The following is an 18,916-nucleotide window of genomic DNA, read 5'->3' as shown; positions in this document are numbered from 1 at the left end:
TGCCTCGGCGGCGAGTGGGCGGCGCTGGCCGGTCCGTGATGTCGGCCGGTACCGCGGGGCGGGGTGGTCAGGCCGAGAGCTCGAAGAGGTCGCAGCCGGTGGCGCTCTTCGCGAGGGCCCGGTCGGTGATGGCCTGGGTGGCGCGGGCGGAGGCCGGGCCGATCTCCTTGGCGGAGCGCTCCTTGTACCAGGGTTTGAGATCGAGCATCGCCACCCGCATGCCGGTGGCGAACAGCAGGACCTTGCCCTTGGGGAGCGCGCGGATCTCGTCCGGCGGCAGGATCCGCTCGGTGCGCATCGAGACCGAAGTCGACTTGCCAGCGTCGGAGTTGGAGACGGACACGGTCTGCACGTCGTGCTCGCCGATCTGCCGGGAGAGACGGTCGGCGAAGTCGGCGTCGTCGATGCCGGAGCCGATGATCTTGGTGGTGGCGGCGGACCAGAGGGCGTCCATGCCGGCCTCGCCCCAGCAGCGCTGGCCCTGCCGGTAGGACTGGAGGATGGTGACCGGGATGACGCCCCGGCTGCCGAGGTGGGAGTAGAGGTCCGGCAAGTCGCTGATCTTGCACACGTTCGCGGCCTCGTCGAGGACGCAGAGGGCGGGCGGGTCGAGGCGTCCGCCGTTGCGCTCGGCGACGATCACGGCCGCGCGCATCATCGCGTCCGCCGCGGCTGCGATGATCGCGCTCGCACTGCCGCCGCCGTCCTTGCTGAGCAGGAACAGGGTGTCGTGGGAGGAGGCGAAGTCGAACGGCTTGAACTCGGGCAGGCCGGGTGTGGGGGTGACCCAGGCGGCGATCTCGGGGTCGAGCAGGCAGCTGGCGTACTGGCGCGCGGTCTCGTAGATGCCGTCGCGCGTCTCGGTCGCTCCGGTGACGGTGCCCTGGAGCTGGGCGGCGACGGCGTGGTGGCCGGCGTCGCCGAGGAGGTCGACGGGGGTGCGGTCGGCCGGGGAGGCGAGCCAGGCCAGCACGTCGGTGATCGGGCGGCGGTGGCTGGCGGCGGCCAGGAAGAGTGCACCCAGCGTGTTGGCGGCGGCGGTGGACCAGAAGTCGGAGCCGCTGGACTCGTCGACGGAGGCGGTGACGAAGTGTCCGGCGAGGCGCTTGGCTCCGGCGAGGTCGCGGGCGTCGGCGAGGATGTCCCACCACATCTCGCGCGGATGGTGGGCGATCTGCTGCGGGTCGAGCGTCCAGACGGTGCCGACCTTCGCGCGGGCGTCGACGCACGCCGTGTAGGCGTCGTTGGCGGCCTTGTTCGAGGTGAGCAGGACGGGCCCGGGGGCGGCGAGGATCGCGGGGATCGCAATGCCGCTCGTCTTGCCGGAGCGGGGCGCCATGATGGCGACCATCACGTCCTCCCAGGAGGCGCGGACTTCGGCCCGGCCGGGGGAGAGCGTGCCGACCAGGATCCCGCGGTCGGCCGGGGCGATCTCCTTCTGGTCCTTCAGGCTCGGGCGCAGGCTGCGGGCCTTGTCGGTGATCTCCTTGTCCAGGAGCGGGGCGATGTCGGCGCGGCGGGCCAGTCCGCTCTTCGCCCCGGCGCGCCGCCGCAGCACGATGCCAAACGCGGTGCCGCCGAGGAGGACGGTGAGCAGCCCGGGGACCACGCGCGTGCCCACCTGGAGCTCGGTGGGGGTCAGGTGGGGCCACAGATGGTCGGGGTGCAGCAGGGCGTCGGTGGCGCGGAACGGAGTCCAACCGCCGGAGCCGAAACAGTAGTTGGTGAGGTTTCCGGTCAGCCAGGCGAGGCTGCCGAAGGCGAGGGCGGCGCCGAGGATGCCGAACAGCAGGTAGAGGAGCGCGTCCGAGCCGGTGCTGGCCGACGGCGCGCTGGTGCGCGGGGCAGGCAAGGGAGGGTCCTGGAGGGTGCGAGCGGGCGGCGGGCGGGGCGCGCTCGGCTCTCGTGCGGATCGTCATGGGCCTGAACTCCTTCGATGCGCTGGAGAAGCGTTTCAGCGGGTGCGGCCGGTCGGCCGGGTCACGGCCGGCGGGGCTGCGGCCGGTGCCGGGGCAGGGGTGGCCGTGGCGGCCGGGGAGGTCTGGCGGGCGGCGGCAAGGCGCTGCTCGTCCGGGAGACTGATGCTGTCCAGGCCGACGTAGCCGACGACCAGCTCCGGTTCGATGGCGACGCGGTACCCGGTGTCGTCCAGCAGGCCGGCCGCACCGGACGCGGCGCTTCGCTGGTCAGCGCTGGGCCGGTGCGGCGGGAGGCTGTAGGAGACGGGGTTGCCGGGGTCGGGCGGGGCGGTGAAGCCGAACTCGCGCAGGATGCGCTCGACCCGGAGAGGGGCGTCGGTGCGGCAGTCGGCCCGGATCTGGCCGTCGGCGCCCTCGTAGATTTCGACGTCGGTGCCGTAGGCGTCGGCGAGGTTGCCCATGACGGTCCGTCCTTTTGCTGTCGCTGGTGGCGTGGGAGGGAAATGCCCGGTCTGGAGCGGCGGTTGGGTCGGGCCGTCGCGGTGGGCAAGGCGGATGTTGTGCTGCATGGCAGCGCCGATTGCTTCGCCGATCGATGAGTAGTACTCGGGCATTGAAGGCTCCTGGATCAGAAGGGGGTCGGAGTCAGCGTCCACGGCCGGCGGCGGATCCTGCCGTCACCGGCACGGCTGCTGCCGGGACGGTGCCCGCCCGCAGGCCGAGGGCTGCGGCGGCCGGGGAGACGGCGAGCGCCGCGTTGACTGCGGCGGTGGACATGGGCGCCTGGGTGCTGTCCGGGTTGGCCTGGTGGGATCGGGCGCGCTGCACCTCGTCGACCGCACCGGCGAGGTCGGCCTGGGCGGCAGTGAGCTGTTCGGACGCGAGCCCGAAGCGGTCGGCGAGCTCGTACTGGTCGGGGTCGAGATCGGTGACCTGCTCGGAGGCGGCCTCCAGCGCCTCCTGGAGGCGGACGAGAACGCCGCCGTCGGGGTCGAGCAGCTCGTCGAGTACCCCGGCGGCCTCGGCGAACGTCGTCGCGCCGCGGATCTGATCGGTCAGCTGGAGGATCTGCTCGCCCGCCGTACCGAGCCCGTGGGTCGCGGTGGTGGGGAGGTTGCTGGCGTCGAGCCTGGGGTCGAGGTCGACGGTGTAGCGGGCGGCGCGCAGCATCTCGGTGGCGTGCGTGGCGATGGCGGCTCGGTCGGCGGGGGCGGTGGTGGTGGGCAGCCGGTGGCGGCGGCCGTGCCAGTCGTCGGTCTGCCGGAAGCCGGCGGTGCGGAGCAGGGCGGCGGAGAGGTCGTCGCTGGAGCCCTTGGCGGTGACGCTGCCGCTGGGCTCGGTGCTGATGGTGATGACGGGGGTGGGCATCCGGTAGTCCTTGGCGGTGGTGATGGAGGGGGCGGACCGGGTGAGGCCGAGGTCGGCGGCGATGCGGTTGCACTCGGCCTGCACGTGGAAGGCGTCCCGGTACGAGCCGTGGATGTGGCCGTCCTCGCGGACGACGGTGGCGACGATGTGCACCGACCGGTCGAGGTTGCGGATGGCGGCCCATCGGCAGCCGTTGGGGTCGCCGTCCGGGGCGAGCCCGGTCGCGGCGACCACGCGGCGGGCGACGTCGGCCCACTGGGCGTCGGTCAGGTCCGGCTGACGGGGGTCCGAGCGCACCGAGCACAGCCACACCGGCCGGTCGGGCGCGCGGGCGCCGATTTGCCTCGCCGGGGCGTCCAGCACGCCGCCGCCCAGGACTTCCTGCGGGTCGCCGAAGAGGGGCAGCTGCTTGTCGGCACCGCGGTAGTCGGCGGCGATCAGCCGGGGCCGCAGCCGGTAGCGGGGATCATCCTGCCCGTAGAGGGCGGGGATCAGTGCGGCCGTGGTGGCGGCGCGCTGCAGGTGGGCGATCACGGCGTCCCCTTCCAGGCGATCGGAGGGCGGTGCCCGGCGGCGCGGGCTGACCGGGACGAGGATCCGCAGGATCCGCGGTTCGGCCCGGCCGTCGGCGGCTGGTAGTGGCCGCCGGGCACCGGGAGCCGGGGTCAGACGAAGGGGTTCTCGGTGGGCCGGTCGGCGTCCGTCGCGGCGGCCAGCAGCTCGGGCAGGTCGGCGGGTTCGCAGGCGCGCTGGTTGATCCACCAGCCTGCTCGGGTGACGGTGCGGGCCTGGTCCTCGATCTGCTCCCACTCGGGCTCCGGCATGCCGCCGTCCAGGACGAGCGCCGTGTAGGAGGCGGTGAGCACCTGGTGGCGGCAACGAACGCCCCAGGCGATGCCCTTCTCTGTGCCCTCCAGCGGCGGCATCCGGTACCGCTCGGACCAGGCGTCGGATTCGGCCTGCTCGGTGGCGCGCCTGGCCTCCAGCCACGCCGCCTTCTCCGTCTCGTCGCCTTCCTTCGCCGCGCGCCAGCAATCGGTGCACTCCTGCTTGGCCAGCCACTCGGCGAATCCGGCACGGCGGTCGGCCGGGCGGCCGCCGAGGTCCCGCTCCGCCTCGTGCCCGCACGAGTGGGTGATCTGCCAGACCTTCTTCACGGCCAAATCTGCTCTGCTCCTTGATAGGGGGGTGGGTGGTCAGCTGGTCAGCGGTGTCGCTGGCCGGGGATGGAGGGCGCCGTGGGCGGGGCGGGCCGGCGCTCGTACTCGGTGCGCAGCTGGGCGAGCCGCTCCTCGGCGCCGGGGAACACGTGGGCCCGGACACGTTCGAGGGTGTCGGTGCCCCGGGCGCGGACGGCTTCGGCGAGGGCGGGCTGGACGGCGACGGTGTACCGGCCGCGCTGGAGACGGGCGGTGGCATGGGCGACGGCGTCGAGGGCGTCGCCGGGGGCGCGGTAGATGCCGAGGTCCGGCAGATGCTGCCAGTCGGCCTGGGTGAGGAGGCCGGACGGGTCGATGGGCAGGTGGCCGGTGACGGCGGCGACGATGCCCAGTTCCGGGTGCTCGCCGATCGCGACGTCCGGCTCGCCGTCGGCGCGCCGGGCCTTGCTCGGTGCGTCGAACTCGGGATCGGCGTCGATGCGGTGGCCCATCGTGCGCAGGGCACGGACGGCGGAGGTTGTGCGTTGCTGGCTGCCGCGCTGGGGATCGGTGAGCCGGAACCAGCCGGGCATGTCCGGGGCGGGCTCGAAGCCGAGTGCCGGCATGACCGCTTCTGCGACCGAGGCGGGCATGTGGCCGGGCGAGGCGTAGACGTCGGGCTGCTGGTGGTGGCGGAAGATCGCCACGTCGATGGCGGGATCGTCGGGCGAGGTGGGAACGGACACGGGATTTCTCCTGAGCGTGGATGGGTGGGCTTGGTCAGCGGGCGCGGGCGAAGGCGATGCGCGGGTCGACACCGACCGGAACCGGGCCGGCGGCCGGGGTAGCTCCGGGCCGTGGGGCCAGGGCGCCTTCCTCGACGCGGAACTTGTGCGTGGTGAACGTCGGGCGGAGTGGCGCGCGGCGGGCGGTGACGTCCTCGGCGAGCTGTGGCTGCACGGCCACGCGCAGGTCGCCCGCCCGGTGCATCGCCGTGGTCGCGGCGGCCAGGCGTTCCAGCGACTCGCCGCGGACGGTGCCGGCGGGAAGGGTGTAGACGTCGAGGACGTGGTTGAACTGCCAGCCGTGGGCTTCGAGGATCGCCCCGCCGCGCTCGACGGCGTTAATCGTGTCGGCGGTGGCAGCGACGATCCCGAGCCGGGGATGCTCGGCGAAGGCGACCTCGGGCTCCGGAGCGGACGTGTGGTGCCGTTCGGGCTCGTCAATGCCGGTGTGCGCAAGGACCCGTGGTGCCTGGATGGAGTTCGCGGGGGCCAGGGCCATGTCGGTGTCGACGCGGTAGCCGGCACCGGTGAGGAGCTTGGCGGCCCAGGCGGCGCGTTCGTCGGCCTCGCGCTGCTGGTCGGCGAGCGCGAACAGGCTGGGGTGTGGCCGGGAACCCGCTGGAACTCAAGGCGTTCCAGCATCCACTGGGCGGCGGCCGAGTGGCTGGGGAGCGCGGCGACGATGCCGTGGTCGGGATGACGCCCGATGACGACTTCCGGCGGCTGACCGGGATCGGGGGAGGGCACGGTGGAACTCCGCTTCGCGGTAGGGACGGTGAGGGGAGCGGGGCGAGGAGCGGTCTGTCGCGGCGCGGCACAACGGCACCCTTCGGAGACGACCTCAGCGGCGGGGGCCGGCGGAACGGCCATGGCCGGCGGGCGAGGCGGGAACGGCCTCGGCCGGGTGGCCGGTGAGGGTGCGGGCGGAGGCAGATGATGTCGAGAGGGCGGCGAGGACCCGGGCATCGAAGCCGCTCACCGGGCTCTGCACGGCGGGACGTGCGAGGCTGGGGTGGGCGGTGTGCCGGTCGGCGAGGTCACCACGCATCGCCCGGACCTCCTGCACATAGCCCTCGGCCATGGTCGCGATGTACCGCAGGCGCGCCGCGTAGTGCGGATCGGACGCCCCGCCCAGCCCCTCCCACCAGGAGGCCGTCTCCTGGAGGACGCCGACGACCCGGTCGAGGGCCCCGTCACCGGGTGCGGTCAGCTCGCTCAGCGCCTCGACCGCATCGCGGGTGTGCCCGGCCCCCGCGATGGCCTCGGTGACCTGGGCCAGCGACCGCGACGGGGGAAGTGCCTGCGTGCGGCCCGGGTTGACCAGATTGGCTGGGCCGGCGACGACGTACCCGCCTGCGCGCAGGTAGTCGGCGGCCCGTGTCACGGCTGCCTGGCGCTCCACAGGGTCGACCATCGCGGTGGGAAGTCGGTGATGGGTCTCGTGCACCCGCACGATAGGGACGAACCCTGCGCGGTGGAGGGCGGACTCGGCCCCTGTTCGTACGGCTTGGACCTGGTCGCGGGACGGCACGCCGAGGCTGTCCAGCTGCTCGTCGACCGCGGCGAGCAGCTCGGGCACACTTCCCCCGTTACGGGCGTTGGGCCCGTTGGGCGTGCTGTCGTAGACGACTTCGAACACCTCGGGGTCGTCAGGGTCGTCCCGGGTCACGAGCCATGCGTCCGGGAACCCGGGGACCTCCGGTCGTCCGTATTCGGGCTGCGGCGAGATCGTCAGCCAGGTCCCGTCGGGGAGCCCCGCGACAACGACGTAGTCGTCCGCCCCGAACTCGACCCCGGTCTCAAGGCCCCGCTGAGCGAGGGGGCGGGTGACGTGTGGGTAGCGTCGGCCCGGACCGGTGGTGTCACGGTCGGACGGGGTGTCCGGGCCGTGGATGTGGGCGGTGACACCGAAGCCGTTGTCGGTGAACCGGACGATCAGCTGGTCGGGTTGCATGGCGTGCTCCTGCGGCGTGCGCGACCGGGCGGTGGTCGGGGCGCCGATGATGCCGGGGCCCCGGGACTTGGTCCGGCCTTGATGTCGTGGTAGGCAGTCACCCCGAGGTGGGCCGCAGACGGCGACCGTGACCGGGCCGGACCGGAAGCGAACTCCAGCCTCAGGTTTGGTCGCGCAGGCCGGTGATGTTCCTGCCGGGGCTTACGGGGCAAGGCCGGACGAAGTAATCGGCCAACTGCTCCGCCAGGACTGCGACGAGGGGCGACGTCGGTGTGGGGAGGCGGGGCTGGTCAGCCGCTCGGCCCAGCTCGGGGCGCTGGTTCGCCGCGAGGGCGGTGGTTCTGGAGCATCTGGGCTCGACCTTGCTGCAAGAGCTTCCTGCGTTCATCGGGATCTGCTGGAAGGCCGTGTACGGCTGTCCGAGACCGGGTCGTGGCGGCTGGGAGGTAGCGGTCCGTCCTGCAGGCCAGCCCGGGCATCAAAACGCAAGGGGGGCCTGGGGCTTGAGGTGAAGAACTTCCGACCGGCATCGAGCTATGAGGTGACCGAATCGCTCTTGGTCCCGTTGCCTGCTGGTGTTGTGTTCTGTTGTGCTGATGGAAGCGCTCGTGCTGTCAGCGGTCCTGCGGGACGCTGGGCGGTGGAGAGGGGAACGGCCATGCCGGCAGCGTCAAAAGTCGACCTCTTGGACCTCTACCGCGATCCCGGGCGGGTCGCCGACGACGGCTTCCGTCCCTTCTGCGCCGCCGTGGCAATGAGCGAGCCGGTCGACTACGTGCTCGGCGACGAGGCCGCTTCCGCACTCGACCGCATCGACAGGGAAGGCAGGTGGCGCTTGCACTCCCGCCCCGCAGGCGGCGGGCTCGCCACCGACGATCCCCTGATCGGCGTAGTCGGCGCGCTCGCTGCCCGTGCCGCCGCCCACCCCGGTGATCGGATGCTGCGGTGGGTGGAGCCGTATCTCCGCCAGGTCGCCGCCCACGAGTACCGGGTCGACCTGCCCGCCCGGCCCTGTGTTCTCGGCGGAGGCCGGGGGAGCGCACAGATGTGGCGCACGGCGCAGGAGACGGTCTCCGGAGCCTGCGAGTCAGCGTCCAGATGGGCCGCCCACTGCCACTCCGCGGACGTCCCGGTCGACGTGGTCATCGCCACCATGCACTTCTGGCCGGTCACCGCCCTGGTCGACCAGCACTACGCCGGGCCGACCTGCGCCGCGGAAGTCGGGAAGCTCGCGCAGGTCGCACTCGACCACCTCCACCCCCACCTCGACCGACCCGGTGCGGTCGAGCAGGTATGGGTGCCGGACCTGGGCAACCTGGTGTCCAACATGGCGACCAGGCTGACCACCCGCTATCACGACCCGTCCGTGGTGCCGCTGCCGGACCGGCTGGCGCTGCGTGCCCTCGATGCCGGCTCCGACGTCCAGGTCGCCCAGAACGGCTACTACGCAGGGCTGTCCGGCCACCCGCTGCTCGACGAATGGAAGATCGCCACGGCGCTCGCCCACGACATGTGGCAGATCCCCCACGACGAGACCAAGCCCGGCGACGACTTCAACTCCTGCTCCATGCTCCTCAGAGAAGGCGTGAAGATGGAGGACCTGGCCGACTACCTCACCTACCTCACCTGCTCCACCGACATGCCGACGGCGATCCGTCACTGTTTCGACGGCTGGACACTGATGACCATCACCTCCCGTCGCCACGCCACCCACCTGCCGGAGTCGCCGCCGCGCCGCGACCGCCTCTGGGATCCCGACGCGGTGGCGAAGGTGCGGAAGGCGATCGGCGCCGGCGGTGCCGGCACGCCCATCGCCGAGGCCGATTCCACCCTGTCGGGAGCCGACCTCGACCTGGTCGGGATCAAGGAGCTCCTCGACCCGGAGAACTGCCGCAGCTACACCGCCTGCATCGACAGCACGGCCGAGACGGCTCGGATGTGGCGGGAATACGTTTACCGCTTCGATGCCATTCCTGGCCTGCTGTCACGGTCGAAGTACGCCCAGCGTCAGATCGCGGCCACGTGATCCCGCGTGCACGGGCCAGTGCGACGAGTGGATCGACGCTTGGCACCGGGAATTCACGGTAGGACGAGGAAGTTGATGTCGGTCATTCAGGCCGCGAGGCGGAAGTCGGTGTCGTAGAGCTCGCGTTCGCGCGGGTGGAGGAGGTGCTGCACGATGAAGCTCAGGCCCGCGACCTTCCACAGGCCCCGGCCGCGGGTGAGGGCGGCGATGGCCTGGGCCTCGACGCCGGTGAGGCCGAGCAGGGACATCGACACCTGGACCTGGTCGGGTTCCTGGCGGTAGATGATCCGGGTGGAGCAGTCGGCGAGCAGGCCCTCGGCGAGGACGCGTCCGCGCGATCCGGCGTCGCCCGCGGACAGCAGGTCGGAAAGCCGGTGCAGGATCAGCAGGTTGGCGATGCCCAGGCCACGGCTGAGCTTCCACTGCTGCTGCATGCGCTCCAGCAGGCCGAGGTGGCGCATGATCCGCCACGCCTCGTCGTAGATCACCCACCTGCGGCCGCCGGCGGGGTCGGCGAGCGCGGCCTCCATCCACGCCGAGGCGCAGGTCATCGCGAGGACGAGAGCGGTGTCATCGCCACTGCTGCCGAGGCGGGACAGGTCGATGGAGAGCATCGGCGCGTTCGGGTCGAACGTCACGGTGGAGGGCGCGTCGAACATGCCGGACAGGTCGCCGCTGACCAGGCGGCGCAGGGCGTGGGCGAGGTCGTCGGCGGCGTGGCCGATCCGGCCTTCGTCGCCGAGGGTGGTGTCGAGGCGGTCGCGGGTGCCGAGGAGGCGGGCGATGTCGCCGAGCAGCGGCACGGTGCCGACCGAGTTGGCGTCGGCGACGGCCAGGTCGAGGGCGGCGGACAGGCCGGTGTGCTCCATCGGCAGCAGATCGCGCTTGAGGACGGTGGCCGCGAGGCTGGCCAGGAGGAGCAGGCGGCGCTTGCGGACCTCGCTGGTCCAGTCCTCCTCGCTCACCCCGTCCGGCTGCGGCGGCGTGTCGAGGGGGTTCAGGCGTCCCGGCAGGCCGGGGCCGAGCGCGATGGTCTGCCCGCCGAGTGCCTCGGCCAGGCCGGACCACTCACCCTTCGGGTCGGAGGGCACGTAGATCTTGTAGCCGTGGGCGATTGCGCGGGTCGCGATCGACTTGGCGAGCGCGCTCTTGCCCATGCCGATGACGCCGCACAGGATCGCGTTCGGGTTCGTGAACCCGTCGATGCGGCCGGAGTTGTAGAGCGTGAAGGGGTCGAAGCAGAAGCTGCCCTCGGCGTGGAGGTCGCGGCCAATGAAGATCCCCTCGGCACCGAGGCCGGCCTCGGCGAGGAAGGGGTAGGCCCCGCCGGCGACGGCGGTGGTCATGCGGTGCTTGGGGAGACGGAGCCGGCCACCGCGGGCGGAGGCGGGGCCCGGCCGCCCAGCGGCGGGGTAGGTGGGCTGCAGTTCGGGGTCGGCCCCCTCGTGCTCGCGGCGCTCGGTGGGGCCCTGGGCGAGGCGGGCCTTGGTGCGGGCCTCGGCGAACTCGGCGCGCGCGGCGCGCTGTTGAGCGCGAGTGGTCTTGCGCGGGACGAAGAGCTGGCTGGCGGTGGCGCGGTTCCTGGGCATGATCACGTATCCGGGCTGGTCGGGTTCAGCGGCGGACGAGGCCGGTGAACGGGGCGTGCAGGTCGGCGGGGGTGGTGCGGCGGCGCACCAGCTGGGCGGTCTCCTGGTGGCGCCGGCAGATGGTCAGCTCGGGTGCGCCTTCGGGCAGGCGGGTCCGGCAGGCGTCCGGACTGGGGACCTCGCCGGTGCCTGGCCGGGGTGAGCTGTGGTAGGCGGCGTGGAGGTGGTCGGCGGCCTGCCACAGCCGGGTGCGGGCGGCCTTCAGGTGGTCGCCCTCGCCGGGCAGCAGCGGGGCGGTGCGCTGGGTGTGGGCGTCCAGCAGGCCGTGCAGCGAGACCAAGTGCTCGTGGAGCGAGTCGAGTTCGGCACGGGATGCGACCAGGGGGCCCGTCGGGATGTTGAGCGCGCGGTGGAAGTCGATCGCGGCGGTCGCGTAGGGGACGAAGTCCTGCGCGGTGGTGGGGGCGGCCAGCATCACGCGGCGAGGGCGAAGGGCAGGGCGGAGGCGGTGAAGGCCTCGGCCTGCTGCCAGGTGAGCGGGCGCAGGTCGAGCTGGGCGCCGACGGCCGCGGTCTCCACGACGGCGCAGGCGGAGCGCAGTTCGTCTTCGGTGTCGGCCGAGACGGTGAGCAGGCCGGTCAGGGCGACGTCGGCGTGCCCGGCTATCAGCTGGCGCTCGCGGTCCTGGATGTCCTGGTACTCCACGCTGTCGGCCTCGGAGGCGACCTGGCCCTTGCGGGCGCGCTCGGCAGAGTCGGCGATCACCGATGCCTTCTTGCGGCGTACGTCGCGCATCGCGGAGTCGATGTCCTTGGGCTCGTACGCGAGTGAGACGGTGCGGCGTACACCCGAGGCGAAGAGCACCTGGTGCAGGAAGCCCGGGTTGACCTGGGTGCGGGGCCAGTTCTCCACCCAGTAGGTGGCGTGGTGGGCGGAGTCGGTGGAGATGTGGTCGGCCTTCTCCAGCACGACCACGGGGCCGGCGGCGGCCGGGTTGGCTGCCGGGCGTCCGTCCTTCGACCAGCGGTCGAGTGCGGCTCGGGACTTGGGGTCGTAGGCGGTGCGGGCGACGGCGGCGATCTCGTCGGCGTTCAGCCAGCCGGTCGGGTTGAGGCCTGCGGTGCGCGCGGACTGCTCGAAGGAGCTCGTCAGCTGGGCGAGGACCGCGAAGCCGCCGGTCAGTCCGCCGCCGGCCTGGTTGATCAGGCGCTTGGCGCCCTTGAAGTCGAGGGCGATGGCCACGTAGGCCTCGTGCGGGGCGCTGGCCGGCCCCGCGTTCTGGATCAGCTCGCCGTACAGGGCGCCCGCGAGCGGCGCGTCGGGGCGGCCGTGTTCCTCCCAGTGGCGGCGAAGCCCGTCGCCGGAGTCGGGCACGGTGCGCTCGATCACCTGGATCCGGGCGACCTGGCCGGTACGGGCCAGCGCGGCCAGCGCCCGTCCCCATCCGTTCACGTTGGCGTTCTGGGTGCCCGGGTCGAGCAGCGCGTAGGCGCGGGAGGAGACCTTGACGATCGCGGTGAGGGTGCCGGCGTGCGGGTCGTGGACGGCGCCGTAGCGGCGGTCGGGGGCGGTGACCACGCGCAGGCTGGCCGCACTGCCGGGCAGGTGGAGCAGGCCCTCGCGCACCGGCCGGGAGGAGGGGCGTACGAGCCAGACCAGCTGGCCGCGCAGGCGGCGCAGCGCGTAGCGGGCGGCGATCGGTGCCCAGTCGGCGAGGGTGCGGCCCCGGTAGCGGACGATGACGAACGGGGCTGTCGCGCCCCAGACGGGGAGGAACTGGAGGGCGCCGGTGACGCCGCGGGTGGTGAGGACGGCGAGCAGGAGCAGGCCGGCGGCCGCGGTCGTGATCAGCTGCGGTGCGCTCAGGCCGAGCAGGATGCCGCGCTTGGAGCGGTGAGGGAACTTGACGGACGCAGGGGTGGGCTCGGGTATCGAGGGGGACATCGGGTTTCCAGAGGGAGTGAGCGTGCGGGCGGCGGGCGGGGGCGCGGCACTCTTCTGGATGGCATCGAGGGACTCCTTTGCTGGTCGTGGGGCCCGGGGTGGGCGGCGGGCCGTCGCCCGCCCCGGGGGAGGGGGCCGGTCAGGTGCCGGTGTTGCTCGGCCGGTTCGGGAAGACGAACCGGACCGGATCGGGAGCCGGGGCTCCGCTCGGCGGGGGTGCGCTCGCCGCGGGCGGTGCTGGGGCCGCAGTGGGTGTGCCGGGGGCGGAGACTGTGCCTCCGGAGACGGCGTTCTGGATGCCCGGGGAGGCCGGTGCTTCCTGGCCACCAGCGGGCGACGCGCCCTTGCCACCGGGGGAGGCCCGGGTGATCAGGGCCGGGATGCCAGGCCGGGTGACCAGGGCGCGTCCGCGGTCGCCGGGCGCGCTCGGGTCCTCGCCGAAGCGGAACTTTGTCGCCTGCTGCCCGGGCCCGGCGTCGATACCCTCCTTGCTGACCCGCCCGGTCGGATCGATGCCGGACGAGGTACCGCCGCCGTCCGTCCCCGGGACCTGGCTGGGGCCCTGCGGGGCCGGGACACCGGTGCCCATCTGCATCGCGAGGCCGGCGGCGGTCTTCGCAGCCGCGGCGGCCACCGCGACACCGGCGACGCTGGTGCGGTGCATGTCGTCGTGGCCGGAGCCGTCGGTCGCCCAGTGGATGAACTTGTAGCAGGCGTAGGGGCACAGCAGCACGAGCACTATGATCACGACACCGGCCATGGCGTCGGAGAGGGCGCTCATCCCGTCCTTGGCATCGGAGTTGCCGATCGCGGAGATGCCGGTGATGAACACGATGGTCATCAGGAGCTTGGAGGCCACCAGGGTGGCGGTGGCCTCGATCCAGCCGCGCCGCCAGCGCTGCGCGACCTCCCACCCGCCGCCGGCCCCGGCAAACGAGGCGAGGACGACCAGGACCAGGATGCCGACCTTACGGGCGACCATCGTGCCCCAGTAGAGGAACGCGCCGATCGCGCACCCGATGGCGACGACCGAGGGGATGGTCCAGCCGAGGCCGTACATGAAGCCGAGTTCGGAGACCTTGATGATCCGCCGGATCGCGTCCTCCAGCGTGGTCCCGGCCGCCTTGAACAGCCCGTCGGACAGCGCGTCGACGACCGTCACCGCCACGGAGGTGAAGGAGATCGCGCAGAAGGAGAACAGGACGCCGGTCATGGTGCCCCAGGCCGCGCGGGCCAGTGCACGGTCGTCGCGGCGCCAGGCGGCGAGGATCAGCTGCGCGCAGAACGTGCCGACCGTGAGGATCAGGCCGATCGGCAGGATCAGCTCGTAGTTCTGCCGGAACCAGCCGGCGTTGAGGTCGATGCCGGTGGTCTTGTTGACCCCCTGCGAGGCGAGGTTGACGGCGCTGGTCGCCAGCTCCGTCATCGACTTGGTGATCCACGCACCGATGCCGTCGGTGATGCTCTTGCCCGGATCGGAGACGAAGTTGATCGCGTCGACCGCGTCGCAGACCTGGCTGATCATGGGGACGTCACAGACACCCATGGGGAACCTCCTTTCTGGGCAGGGGTCAGGGCGAGACGGTCGGCAGCAGGCCGACCAGAGCGCAGGGACGGTCGGGGCGGCACTGGACGGCGAGCGTGGACGAGCGGTCCTCGGCCCCGCCCTGCGGGGCACCGTTCCAGGAGATCGACTGCTTGCCGGTGACGGTGACGGCGTAGATGTACGCCTGCTTGATCGCCCCCGGATCGGCCTTCAGCACCCTGGTGAACGCCTCCGGGAAGTGCGCCTCCTGAGCGGTCGCGGTAGCGAACTGGCCGGAGTCGGCCATCCGCCCCCACAGCAGCGGCGAGGGCACCAGACGGTCCACCGACTCGGCGTCCGTGTAACGGCCCTCGGTCGTCAGCCACCGGTGCAGGCCGGCCACCAGCTCTGGCTGCGAGTACGCGCGGGTGTCGTAGGACCAGAGGGCCGTCGCGGCCGCCTTCGCGTAGGCGATCGGGTCGTGCGTTGACGGTGGAACGGGCACCGAAGCTGCGCCGCCCGTCGGCGACGCCGACGCGATAGCCGGGGGCGAAGTCGGCACGGCCGACGCCGGGTTGGGACCGCCACGGGTGTTGCGGGTGAAGAAGGCGAGCGCGCCGGCCAGGACGACGAGGGCGAGCAGGAGCACCAGGCCGAGCAGCGCCCGGCGGCGCACATGCGATGCGCCGCCGGGCTCGCCTTCACGGGTGAAGGAACCTTTCTGCATCAGTGGACCTGGCCGCCAAGGCCGGAGAAGAAGGCGACGATGCCGTTCGCCGCGCCGATCAGCAGAGCGGCGCCGGCGGACACCAGCACGCCCTTCTTGCCGTTGGCCTCGGCCTGGTGGCCGCCGGAGTGGTGGCCCCAGGCCCAGACCCCGGCGCTCACCGCGAGCGCGCCGACGATCGCGATGATCCCGAACAGGTTGAGGCTGCCCATCACCTGCTTGAGCACGCTCAGGCCAGGCAGGCCGCCCTCGTTCGGGGTGATGCCGGGGTCGTAGGCGAGCTGAGTGACCGCGTCCGCAAGGAACATGAGAACTCCAATTTGAATATGGGCGTGCGAAGGCAGCTCAGGAAGGGGGAGGAGGAGAGGGGAGGGGTGCTGGTCAGACGACGCGGCGGGCCGCGAGGATCTGCGGCTGCCATTCGGCAAGCGTCGAGATCTTGACCACGTCACCGGTCTTGGGGGCCTGCACGACGAGCCCCGAGCCGATGAACATCCCGACGTGTTCCGGCACGGCGGCGGTGCCCCGGGTGAACAGCAGATCGCCGGGCTTGAGAGCGTCCGCCGAAACGGCCGTTCCCTGCTTGACCTGGTCGTAGGTGGTCCGCTCCAGCGAGACGCCGGCGGCCTTGTAGGACATCTGCATCAGCGAGGAGCAGTCGCAACGGCCCATCGGATCCGCGCCGTGCGAATTCACGCACGTCCCGCCCCACTGGTACGGCGTGCCCAACTGGCCCAGCGCCCACCGGATCGCGGTCTGCACCTGCTGCGGTGCATCCGCCGGGATCGCGTACCCGGCCGGCAGCGAGCCCGCCGGGATGGTCCCGAAGGCGCTGCCGTCGCCGCCTGCCGTCGACATCCCGCAGCCGCTCCTGTTGTTCGGCGTCGGGCTCGCGCCGGCGCCGGCCGACGGTGACGGCGCTGCCGTCGAACTACCAGCGGACGGCGGTGATGCGGTTCCCGCGGGGGTGAGCAGCGGCTCGATCGCCTTCTGCAACGCGGTCGCCAGCGGCTCCCACTTCGCATAGGCGTCCGGGAACCCGCTGCGCTGCACCGCCTGGGCGGCCTGGGTGACGGTCATCGACTGCCAGCCGCTGACCTGCTGGAGCGCCTCGTAGAACTTCGTCGAGGCGTACACCGGCTGCATGATCTGCGCCGGCGTGCCCCAACCCTGCGACGGCCGCTGCTGGAACAGCCCCAGCGAATCGCGGTCCCCGTAGTTGATGTTCCGAAGTCCGCTTTCCTGCAGCCCCGTCGCCAGGGCAACGATCTGCCCGCGGACGGGGATGTGCATGGCGACGCCGGTGGCCTGGATCGTGTTGGCGTTGGGGATTTGCTCGTCCGGCTTGTCCAGCCCGGCCACGTTCGGTGCCGACATGGGGCTTGAGCCCTTGAGGATCGACTCCACCTGTGCTGCGACAGCGGAACTGTCCACACCCTGCGCGCCGCCGGGCGGACACGAGGCCGCTGTGGCCGACGCGTTGCCCGCGCCGACGATCACCACCGGCAGGGCGAGCATCAGCGGGCCGCAGGCGAGGACACCGACGAGCGCGCCGACGGTCTTCTTCACGGCCGCCGCCGATCACCGGGGCGGCGGAGGGTAGTTGGCGGTGGATGATGAGGGCACGGGTGTGCCAGGGCATGCTGCATCGCAGCGGCTCCTTGCCGGATTCGTAAGAGGACGCGATGCCGGCCTCTCGTGCGAAGAAGTCGCCAGCACCGCGCCGGTGGTGAAACCGCCCTCGCTCAGGGCGGGCCCGGATCAGAGGAGTTGGTAGCTCCCGGACGCCGGTCTCGGGTCACGCGCGGCAGCCGGCCGCGCTCGTAATCTCAGCCGGAACACAGCGACTCCTCAGGACCAAGGGGGTAGGGGAGAGCGATCCGCTGGAAGCCCCGGTTGGACGTGAGGCAGCGCGGATCAAGGCACGCCGGGCCGGGCCGAGTTGGCCCCTGCCCGGTTGGCATGGCGAGACAGTAGACGCGAAATCCGGCCGCACCAAACAACCCCCGACCAGGGCCGATCCAGGGGAACCACTCGCTAGGTCCGGCCGTCGATCGCCGCTACCGTCCCCGGCATCCCCGCTCCCGGCGGCTGCCGCCGGGCGTCGCCCGGAGCGGTCCCACCCCTGCCCTGAAAGAGGAACCCGTGACCTACACGCTGCACCGAGGCGACGCCCTGACCGTGCTGAAGACCCTGCCCGACGAGTCCGTCAACGCGGTCATCACCGACCCGCCGTACAACTCCGGAGGCCGGACCAGCTCCGAGCGCACCAGCCGCGACGCCCGCGCCAAGTACGTACAGACCGGTTCCGCCCACGACCTCCAGACCTTCCCCGGCGAGAACCGCGACCAGCGCTCTTACCGCTCCTGGCTCACCGAACTGCTCACCGAGGCGTACCGGGCGAGCACCGAGCACGCGGTCGCCATCGTCTTCTCCGACTGGCGGCAGGAACCCACCACGAGCGACGCCCTGCAGATGGCCGGCTGGACCTGGCAGGGCACCATCCCGTGGATCAAGCCCGCCAGCCGCCCACGCAAGGGCGGCTTCAAGCAGTCCGCAGAGTTCATCAGCTGGGGCACCAAGGGCACCCTCGACAAGAGTCGGGCGATCTACCTGCCGGGCCACTTCATCGCCTCCCAGCCCCGCAAGGACCGGGTGCACATCACCCAGAAGCCGGTGGAGATCATGCAGCAGCTCGTCCAGATCTGCCCCGATAACGGCGTGGTCCTCGACCCGTTCACGGGTAGCGGGACGACCGGCGTCGCCGCCCTGCGCGAAGGCCGACAGTTCATCGGCGTCGAGCTCAGCCCGCACTACGCCGACGTCGCCGAACAGCGACTGCGAGCCGCCCTCACCCAGGACGACTTCGCCCTCGCCGGACCGGAAGCGTGACGTGAGAACCGCTACCAGGCCGAGCGGCCACAGACGTGCAAGGGGCTGGAGCACCAAGCTCCAGCCGCCCTCTTCCCTGCCGGCTAGGACTCCTCGACCGCCCGGCGGATCAGCGGCACCGCCTTCTCCACGTCCGCCGACGAAGCGATCCGCACCTCCAGATCACCCGTACCCAGATGCCCGATCCCGCGAACGCCCCGCGTGAAGCCCTCCTCCAGGTCCACCGTGTCCGGGCCCAGCCGCAGGTACACCAGGATCGCCCGGTGCGACGGCGATGGACGGAAGATCACCGACGCCACGTTCAGCATCCGCCGGTAGGCGATGTAGTGCTTGAGCACCACCACCTCCAGCTCACCTGCCGCGGTCAGCACCTCGTCCAACTCGTCGTACAGCTCCCGCAGACAGTCCGGGACATCCACCTGCGAGCCCGTGGTTGCCGAGACTTCGGCGGGCTCGGCGTTCGTCCTGGTGGCCGGCGCGGCCGGCGCCTGTGTAGCACCGGGGGCCGCGAAGCCCGGGACCGTCTCGACCAGCTGCAACGTCAGCAGCTCCGGACCGAACACCCGGTAGCGCACCAGGTCGACCCGGAAGTCCCGCTGATGGGCAGACGCAGCGACCCGGTCGTGACGCGAGAACTCGCCCGCCACACAGATCGCCCGAGGCCGCCGCCAGTCGATCGCCTCCGCGACCTGGGCGCCCAGCTGTCTGCGCACCAGCGCCTCGAACTCGTGCCGGTGCGAGGCCAGCCACACAAGGTAGGACATCGTCTGCGTGATCAGTCCGCTGTCGCGCCCACGCTTGAACTCCACGACCGTCGGCACGTTGTTCTCGTCCAACCCCAGCGTGTCGATCCGCCCCTGGTGCCACGGCCCCGTCACGTACTCCGACGCCAGGAACCGCACCCCCAGCATCTCCTCCAGCGCCCCCTCGGCCCGCCGCTGCAAGTCCCGTTCCCGCGCCACCGTCGAACCCCGCAGCTCCACGTCCCGGCCATCGCCACCCAGCCGGAACACCTTCAGGTCGGTCACCCACGCCCCCTTCGCACGAC

The 18,916-nt window shown here is 72.0% G+C and carries 17 protein-coding genes; 2 read left to right on the top strand and 15 right to left on the bottom strand.

The window, feature by feature from the left end; genetic code table 11:
- Positions 1-67: 67 nt before the first annotated feature.
- The 7 genes from ACFV4G_RS19375 to ACFV4G_RS19345 all read right to left on the bottom strand — a co-directional run bounded on the left by ACFV4G_RS19375 (position 68) and on the right by ACFV4G_RS19345 (position 7,165).
- Entirely contained in the window at positions 68-1,852 is a 1,785-nt protein-coding gene (locus ACFV4G_RS19375) for a type IV secretory system conjugative DNA transfer family protein (RefSeq protein WP_380441853.1), read from the bottom strand.
- Positions 1,853-1,954: 102 nt separating this feature from the next.
- Complete coding sequence (locus tag ACFV4G_RS19370; RefSeq protein ID WP_380441851.1) at positions 1,955-2,380, bottom strand: hypothetical protein; 426 nt, start codon at positions 2,378-2,380, stop codon at positions 1,955-1,957.
- Positions 2,381-2,564: 184 nt separating this feature from the next.
- Positions 2,565-3,821: a hypothetical protein gene (locus ACFV4G_RS19365; protein WP_380441848.1), complete on the bottom strand. Its 1,257-nt coding sequence runs from the start codon at positions 3,819-3,821 to the stop codon at positions 2,565-2,567.
- Positions 3,822-3,952: 131 nt separating this feature from the next.
- A complete protein-coding gene (locus tag ACFV4G_RS19360) occupies positions 3,953-4,450 on the bottom strand; it encodes a hypothetical protein (RefSeq protein WP_380441845.1) in 498 nt (165 codons plus the stop codon).
- A gap of 41 nt (positions 4,451-4,491) precedes the next feature.
- Positions 4,492-5,172 carry a hypothetical protein gene (locus tag ACFV4G_RS19355; protein WP_380441842.1) on the bottom strand — a complete coding sequence of 227 codons (681 nt, stop codon included), beginning with the start codon at positions 5,170-5,172 and terminating at the stop codon, positions 4,492-4,494.
- Positions 5,173-5,206: 34 nt separating this feature from the next.
- The gene (locus tag ACFV4G_RS19350) at positions 5,207-5,710 is read right to left on the bottom strand and encodes a hypothetical protein (RefSeq protein ID WP_380441840.1); all 504 of its coding nucleotides are present in this window, start codon (positions 5,708-5,710) and stop codon (positions 5,207-5,209) included.
- A gap of 342 nt (positions 5,711-6,052) precedes the next feature.
- Positions 6,053-7,165, bottom strand: coding sequence for a hypothetical protein (locus ACFV4G_RS19345; protein WP_380441839.1), 1,113 nt, complete (start codon positions 7,163-7,165; stop codon positions 6,053-6,055).
- Positions 7,166-7,823: 658 nt separating this feature from the next.
- Between ACFV4G_RS19345 and ACFV4G_RS19340 the strand changes: the two genes are divergently transcribed.
- Entirely contained in the window at positions 7,824-9,191 is a 1,368-nt protein-coding gene (locus ACFV4G_RS19340; protein ID WP_380441837.1) for a hypothetical protein, read from the top strand.
- Positions 9,192-9,277: 86 nt separating this feature from the next.
- Here the strand turns inward: ACFV4G_RS19340 and ACFV4G_RS19335 are convergent, their stop codons facing one another.
- The 7 genes from ACFV4G_RS19335 to ACFV4G_RS19305 form a co-directional block, all read right to left on the bottom strand.
- Positions 9,278-10,780, bottom strand: coding sequence for an ATP-binding protein (locus ACFV4G_RS19335; RefSeq protein WP_380441835.1), 1,503 nt, complete (start codon positions 10,778-10,780; stop codon positions 9,278-9,280).
- Between the two features lie 25 nt (positions 10,781-10,805).
- Positions 10,806-11,255 carry a DUF6238 family protein gene (locus ACFV4G_RS19330; protein ID WP_380441876.1) on the bottom strand — a complete coding sequence of 150 codons (450 nt, stop codon included), beginning with the start codon at positions 11,253-11,255 and terminating at the stop codon, positions 10,806-10,808.
- Positions 11,255-12,724 (bottom strand): SCO6880 family protein, encoded by a 1,470-nt coding sequence (locus tag ACFV4G_RS19325; RefSeq protein ID WP_380441833.1) that lies wholly within the window; start codon positions 12,722-12,724, stop codon positions 11,255-11,257. The genes ACFV4G_RS19330 and ACFV4G_RS19325 overlap by 1 nt, the downstream gene beginning before the upstream one ends.
- Positions 12,725-12,863: 139 nt before the next feature.
- The gene (locus tag ACFV4G_RS19320) at positions 12,864-14,270 is read right to left on the bottom strand and encodes an ATP-binding protein (RefSeq protein WP_380441831.1); all 1,407 of its coding nucleotides are present in this window, start codon (positions 14,268-14,270) and stop codon (positions 12,864-12,866) included.
- A 25-nt stretch (positions 14,271-14,295) separates the two neighbouring features.
- Complete coding sequence (locus ACFV4G_RS19315; protein ID WP_380441829.1) at positions 14,296-14,976, bottom strand: hypothetical protein; 681 nt, start codon at positions 14,974-14,976, stop codon at positions 14,296-14,298.
- Positions 14,976-15,284: a DUF6112 family protein gene (locus ACFV4G_RS19310; protein WP_380441827.1), complete on the bottom strand. Its 309-nt coding sequence runs from the start codon at positions 15,282-15,284 to the stop codon at positions 14,976-14,978. Before ACFV4G_RS19310 ends, ACFV4G_RS19315 begins: the two co-directional genes overlap by 1 nt.
- A gap of 73 nt (positions 15,285-15,357) precedes the next feature.
- On the bottom strand, positions 15,358-16,545 hold the full coding sequence (locus tag ACFV4G_RS19305; RefSeq protein ID WP_380441825.1) for a C40 family peptidase: 1,188 nt from the start codon (positions 16,543-16,545) through the stop codon (positions 15,358-15,360).
- Positions 16,546-17,121: 576 nt separating this feature from the next.
- Here ACFV4G_RS19305 and ACFV4G_RS19300 point away from each other — a divergent pair.
- Positions 17,122-17,868 carry a DNA-methyltransferase gene (locus tag ACFV4G_RS19300; protein ID WP_380441823.1) on the top strand — a complete coding sequence of 249 codons (747 nt, stop codon included), beginning with the start codon at positions 17,122-17,124 and terminating at the stop codon, positions 17,866-17,868.
- Positions 17,869-17,951: 83 nt separating this feature from the next.
- Here the strand turns inward: ACFV4G_RS19300 and ACFV4G_RS19295 are convergent, their stop codons facing one another.
- Positions 17,952-18,896 carry a hypothetical protein gene (locus tag ACFV4G_RS19295; RefSeq protein ID WP_380441821.1) on the bottom strand — a complete coding sequence of 315 codons (945 nt, stop codon included), beginning with the start codon at positions 18,894-18,896 and terminating at the stop codon, positions 17,952-17,954.
- Positions 18,897-18,916 lie beyond the last annotated feature (20 nt).

Source organism: Kitasatospora sp. NPDC059747 (assembly GCF_042732955.1).
In the GTDB taxonomy this organism is placed as follows: domain Bacteria; phylum Actinomycetota; class Actinomycetes; order Streptomycetales; family Streptomycetaceae; genus Kitasatospora.
This window is presented reverse-complemented; position numbering and strand designations above follow the sequence as displayed.

What these genes read in the sequence shown, in the direction of transcription:
- ACFV4G_RS19325 (WP_380441833.1), bottom strand. Translation starts at nt 12,724, where the DNA reads ATGTCCCCCTCGATACCCGAGCCCACCCCTGCGTCCGTCAAGTTCCCT.
- ACFV4G_RS19345 (WP_380441839.1), bottom strand. Translation starts at nt 7,165, where the DNA reads ATGCAACCCGACCAGCTGATCGTCCGGTTCACCGACAACGGCTTCGGT.
- ACFV4G_RS19350 (WP_380441840.1), bottom strand. Translation starts at nt 5,710, where the DNA reads ATGGCCCTGGCCCCCGCGAACTCCATCCAGGCACCACGGGTCCTTGCG.
- ACFV4G_RS19320 (WP_380441831.1), bottom strand. Translation starts at nt 14,270, where the DNA reads ATGGGTGTCTGTGACGTCCCCATGATCAGCCAGGTCTGCGACGCGGTC.
- ACFV4G_RS19315 (WP_380441829.1), bottom strand. Translation starts at nt 14,976, where the DNA reads ATGCAGAAAGGTTCCTTCACCCGTGAAGGCGAGCCCGGCGGCGCATCG.
- ACFV4G_RS19370 (WP_380441851.1), bottom strand. Translation starts at nt 2,380, where the DNA reads ATGGGCAACCTCGCCGACGCCTACGGCACCGACGTCGAAATCTACGAG.
- ACFV4G_RS19310 (WP_380441827.1), bottom strand. Translation starts at nt 15,284, where the DNA reads ATGTTCCTTGCGGACGCGGTCACTCAGCTCGCCTACGACCCCGGCATC.
- ACFV4G_RS19330 (WP_380441876.1), bottom strand. Translation starts at nt 11,255, where the DNA reads ATGCTGGCCGCCCCCACCACCGCGCAGGACTTCGTCCCCTACGCGACC.
- ACFV4G_RS19335 (WP_380441835.1), bottom strand. Translation starts at nt 10,780, where the DNA reads ATGCCCAGGAACCGCGCCACCGCCAGCCAGCTCTTCGTCCCGCGCAAG.
- ACFV4G_RS19340 (WP_380441837.1), top strand. Translation starts at nt 7,824, where the DNA reads ATGCCGGCAGCGTCAAAAGTCGACCTCTTGGACCTCTACCGCGATCCC.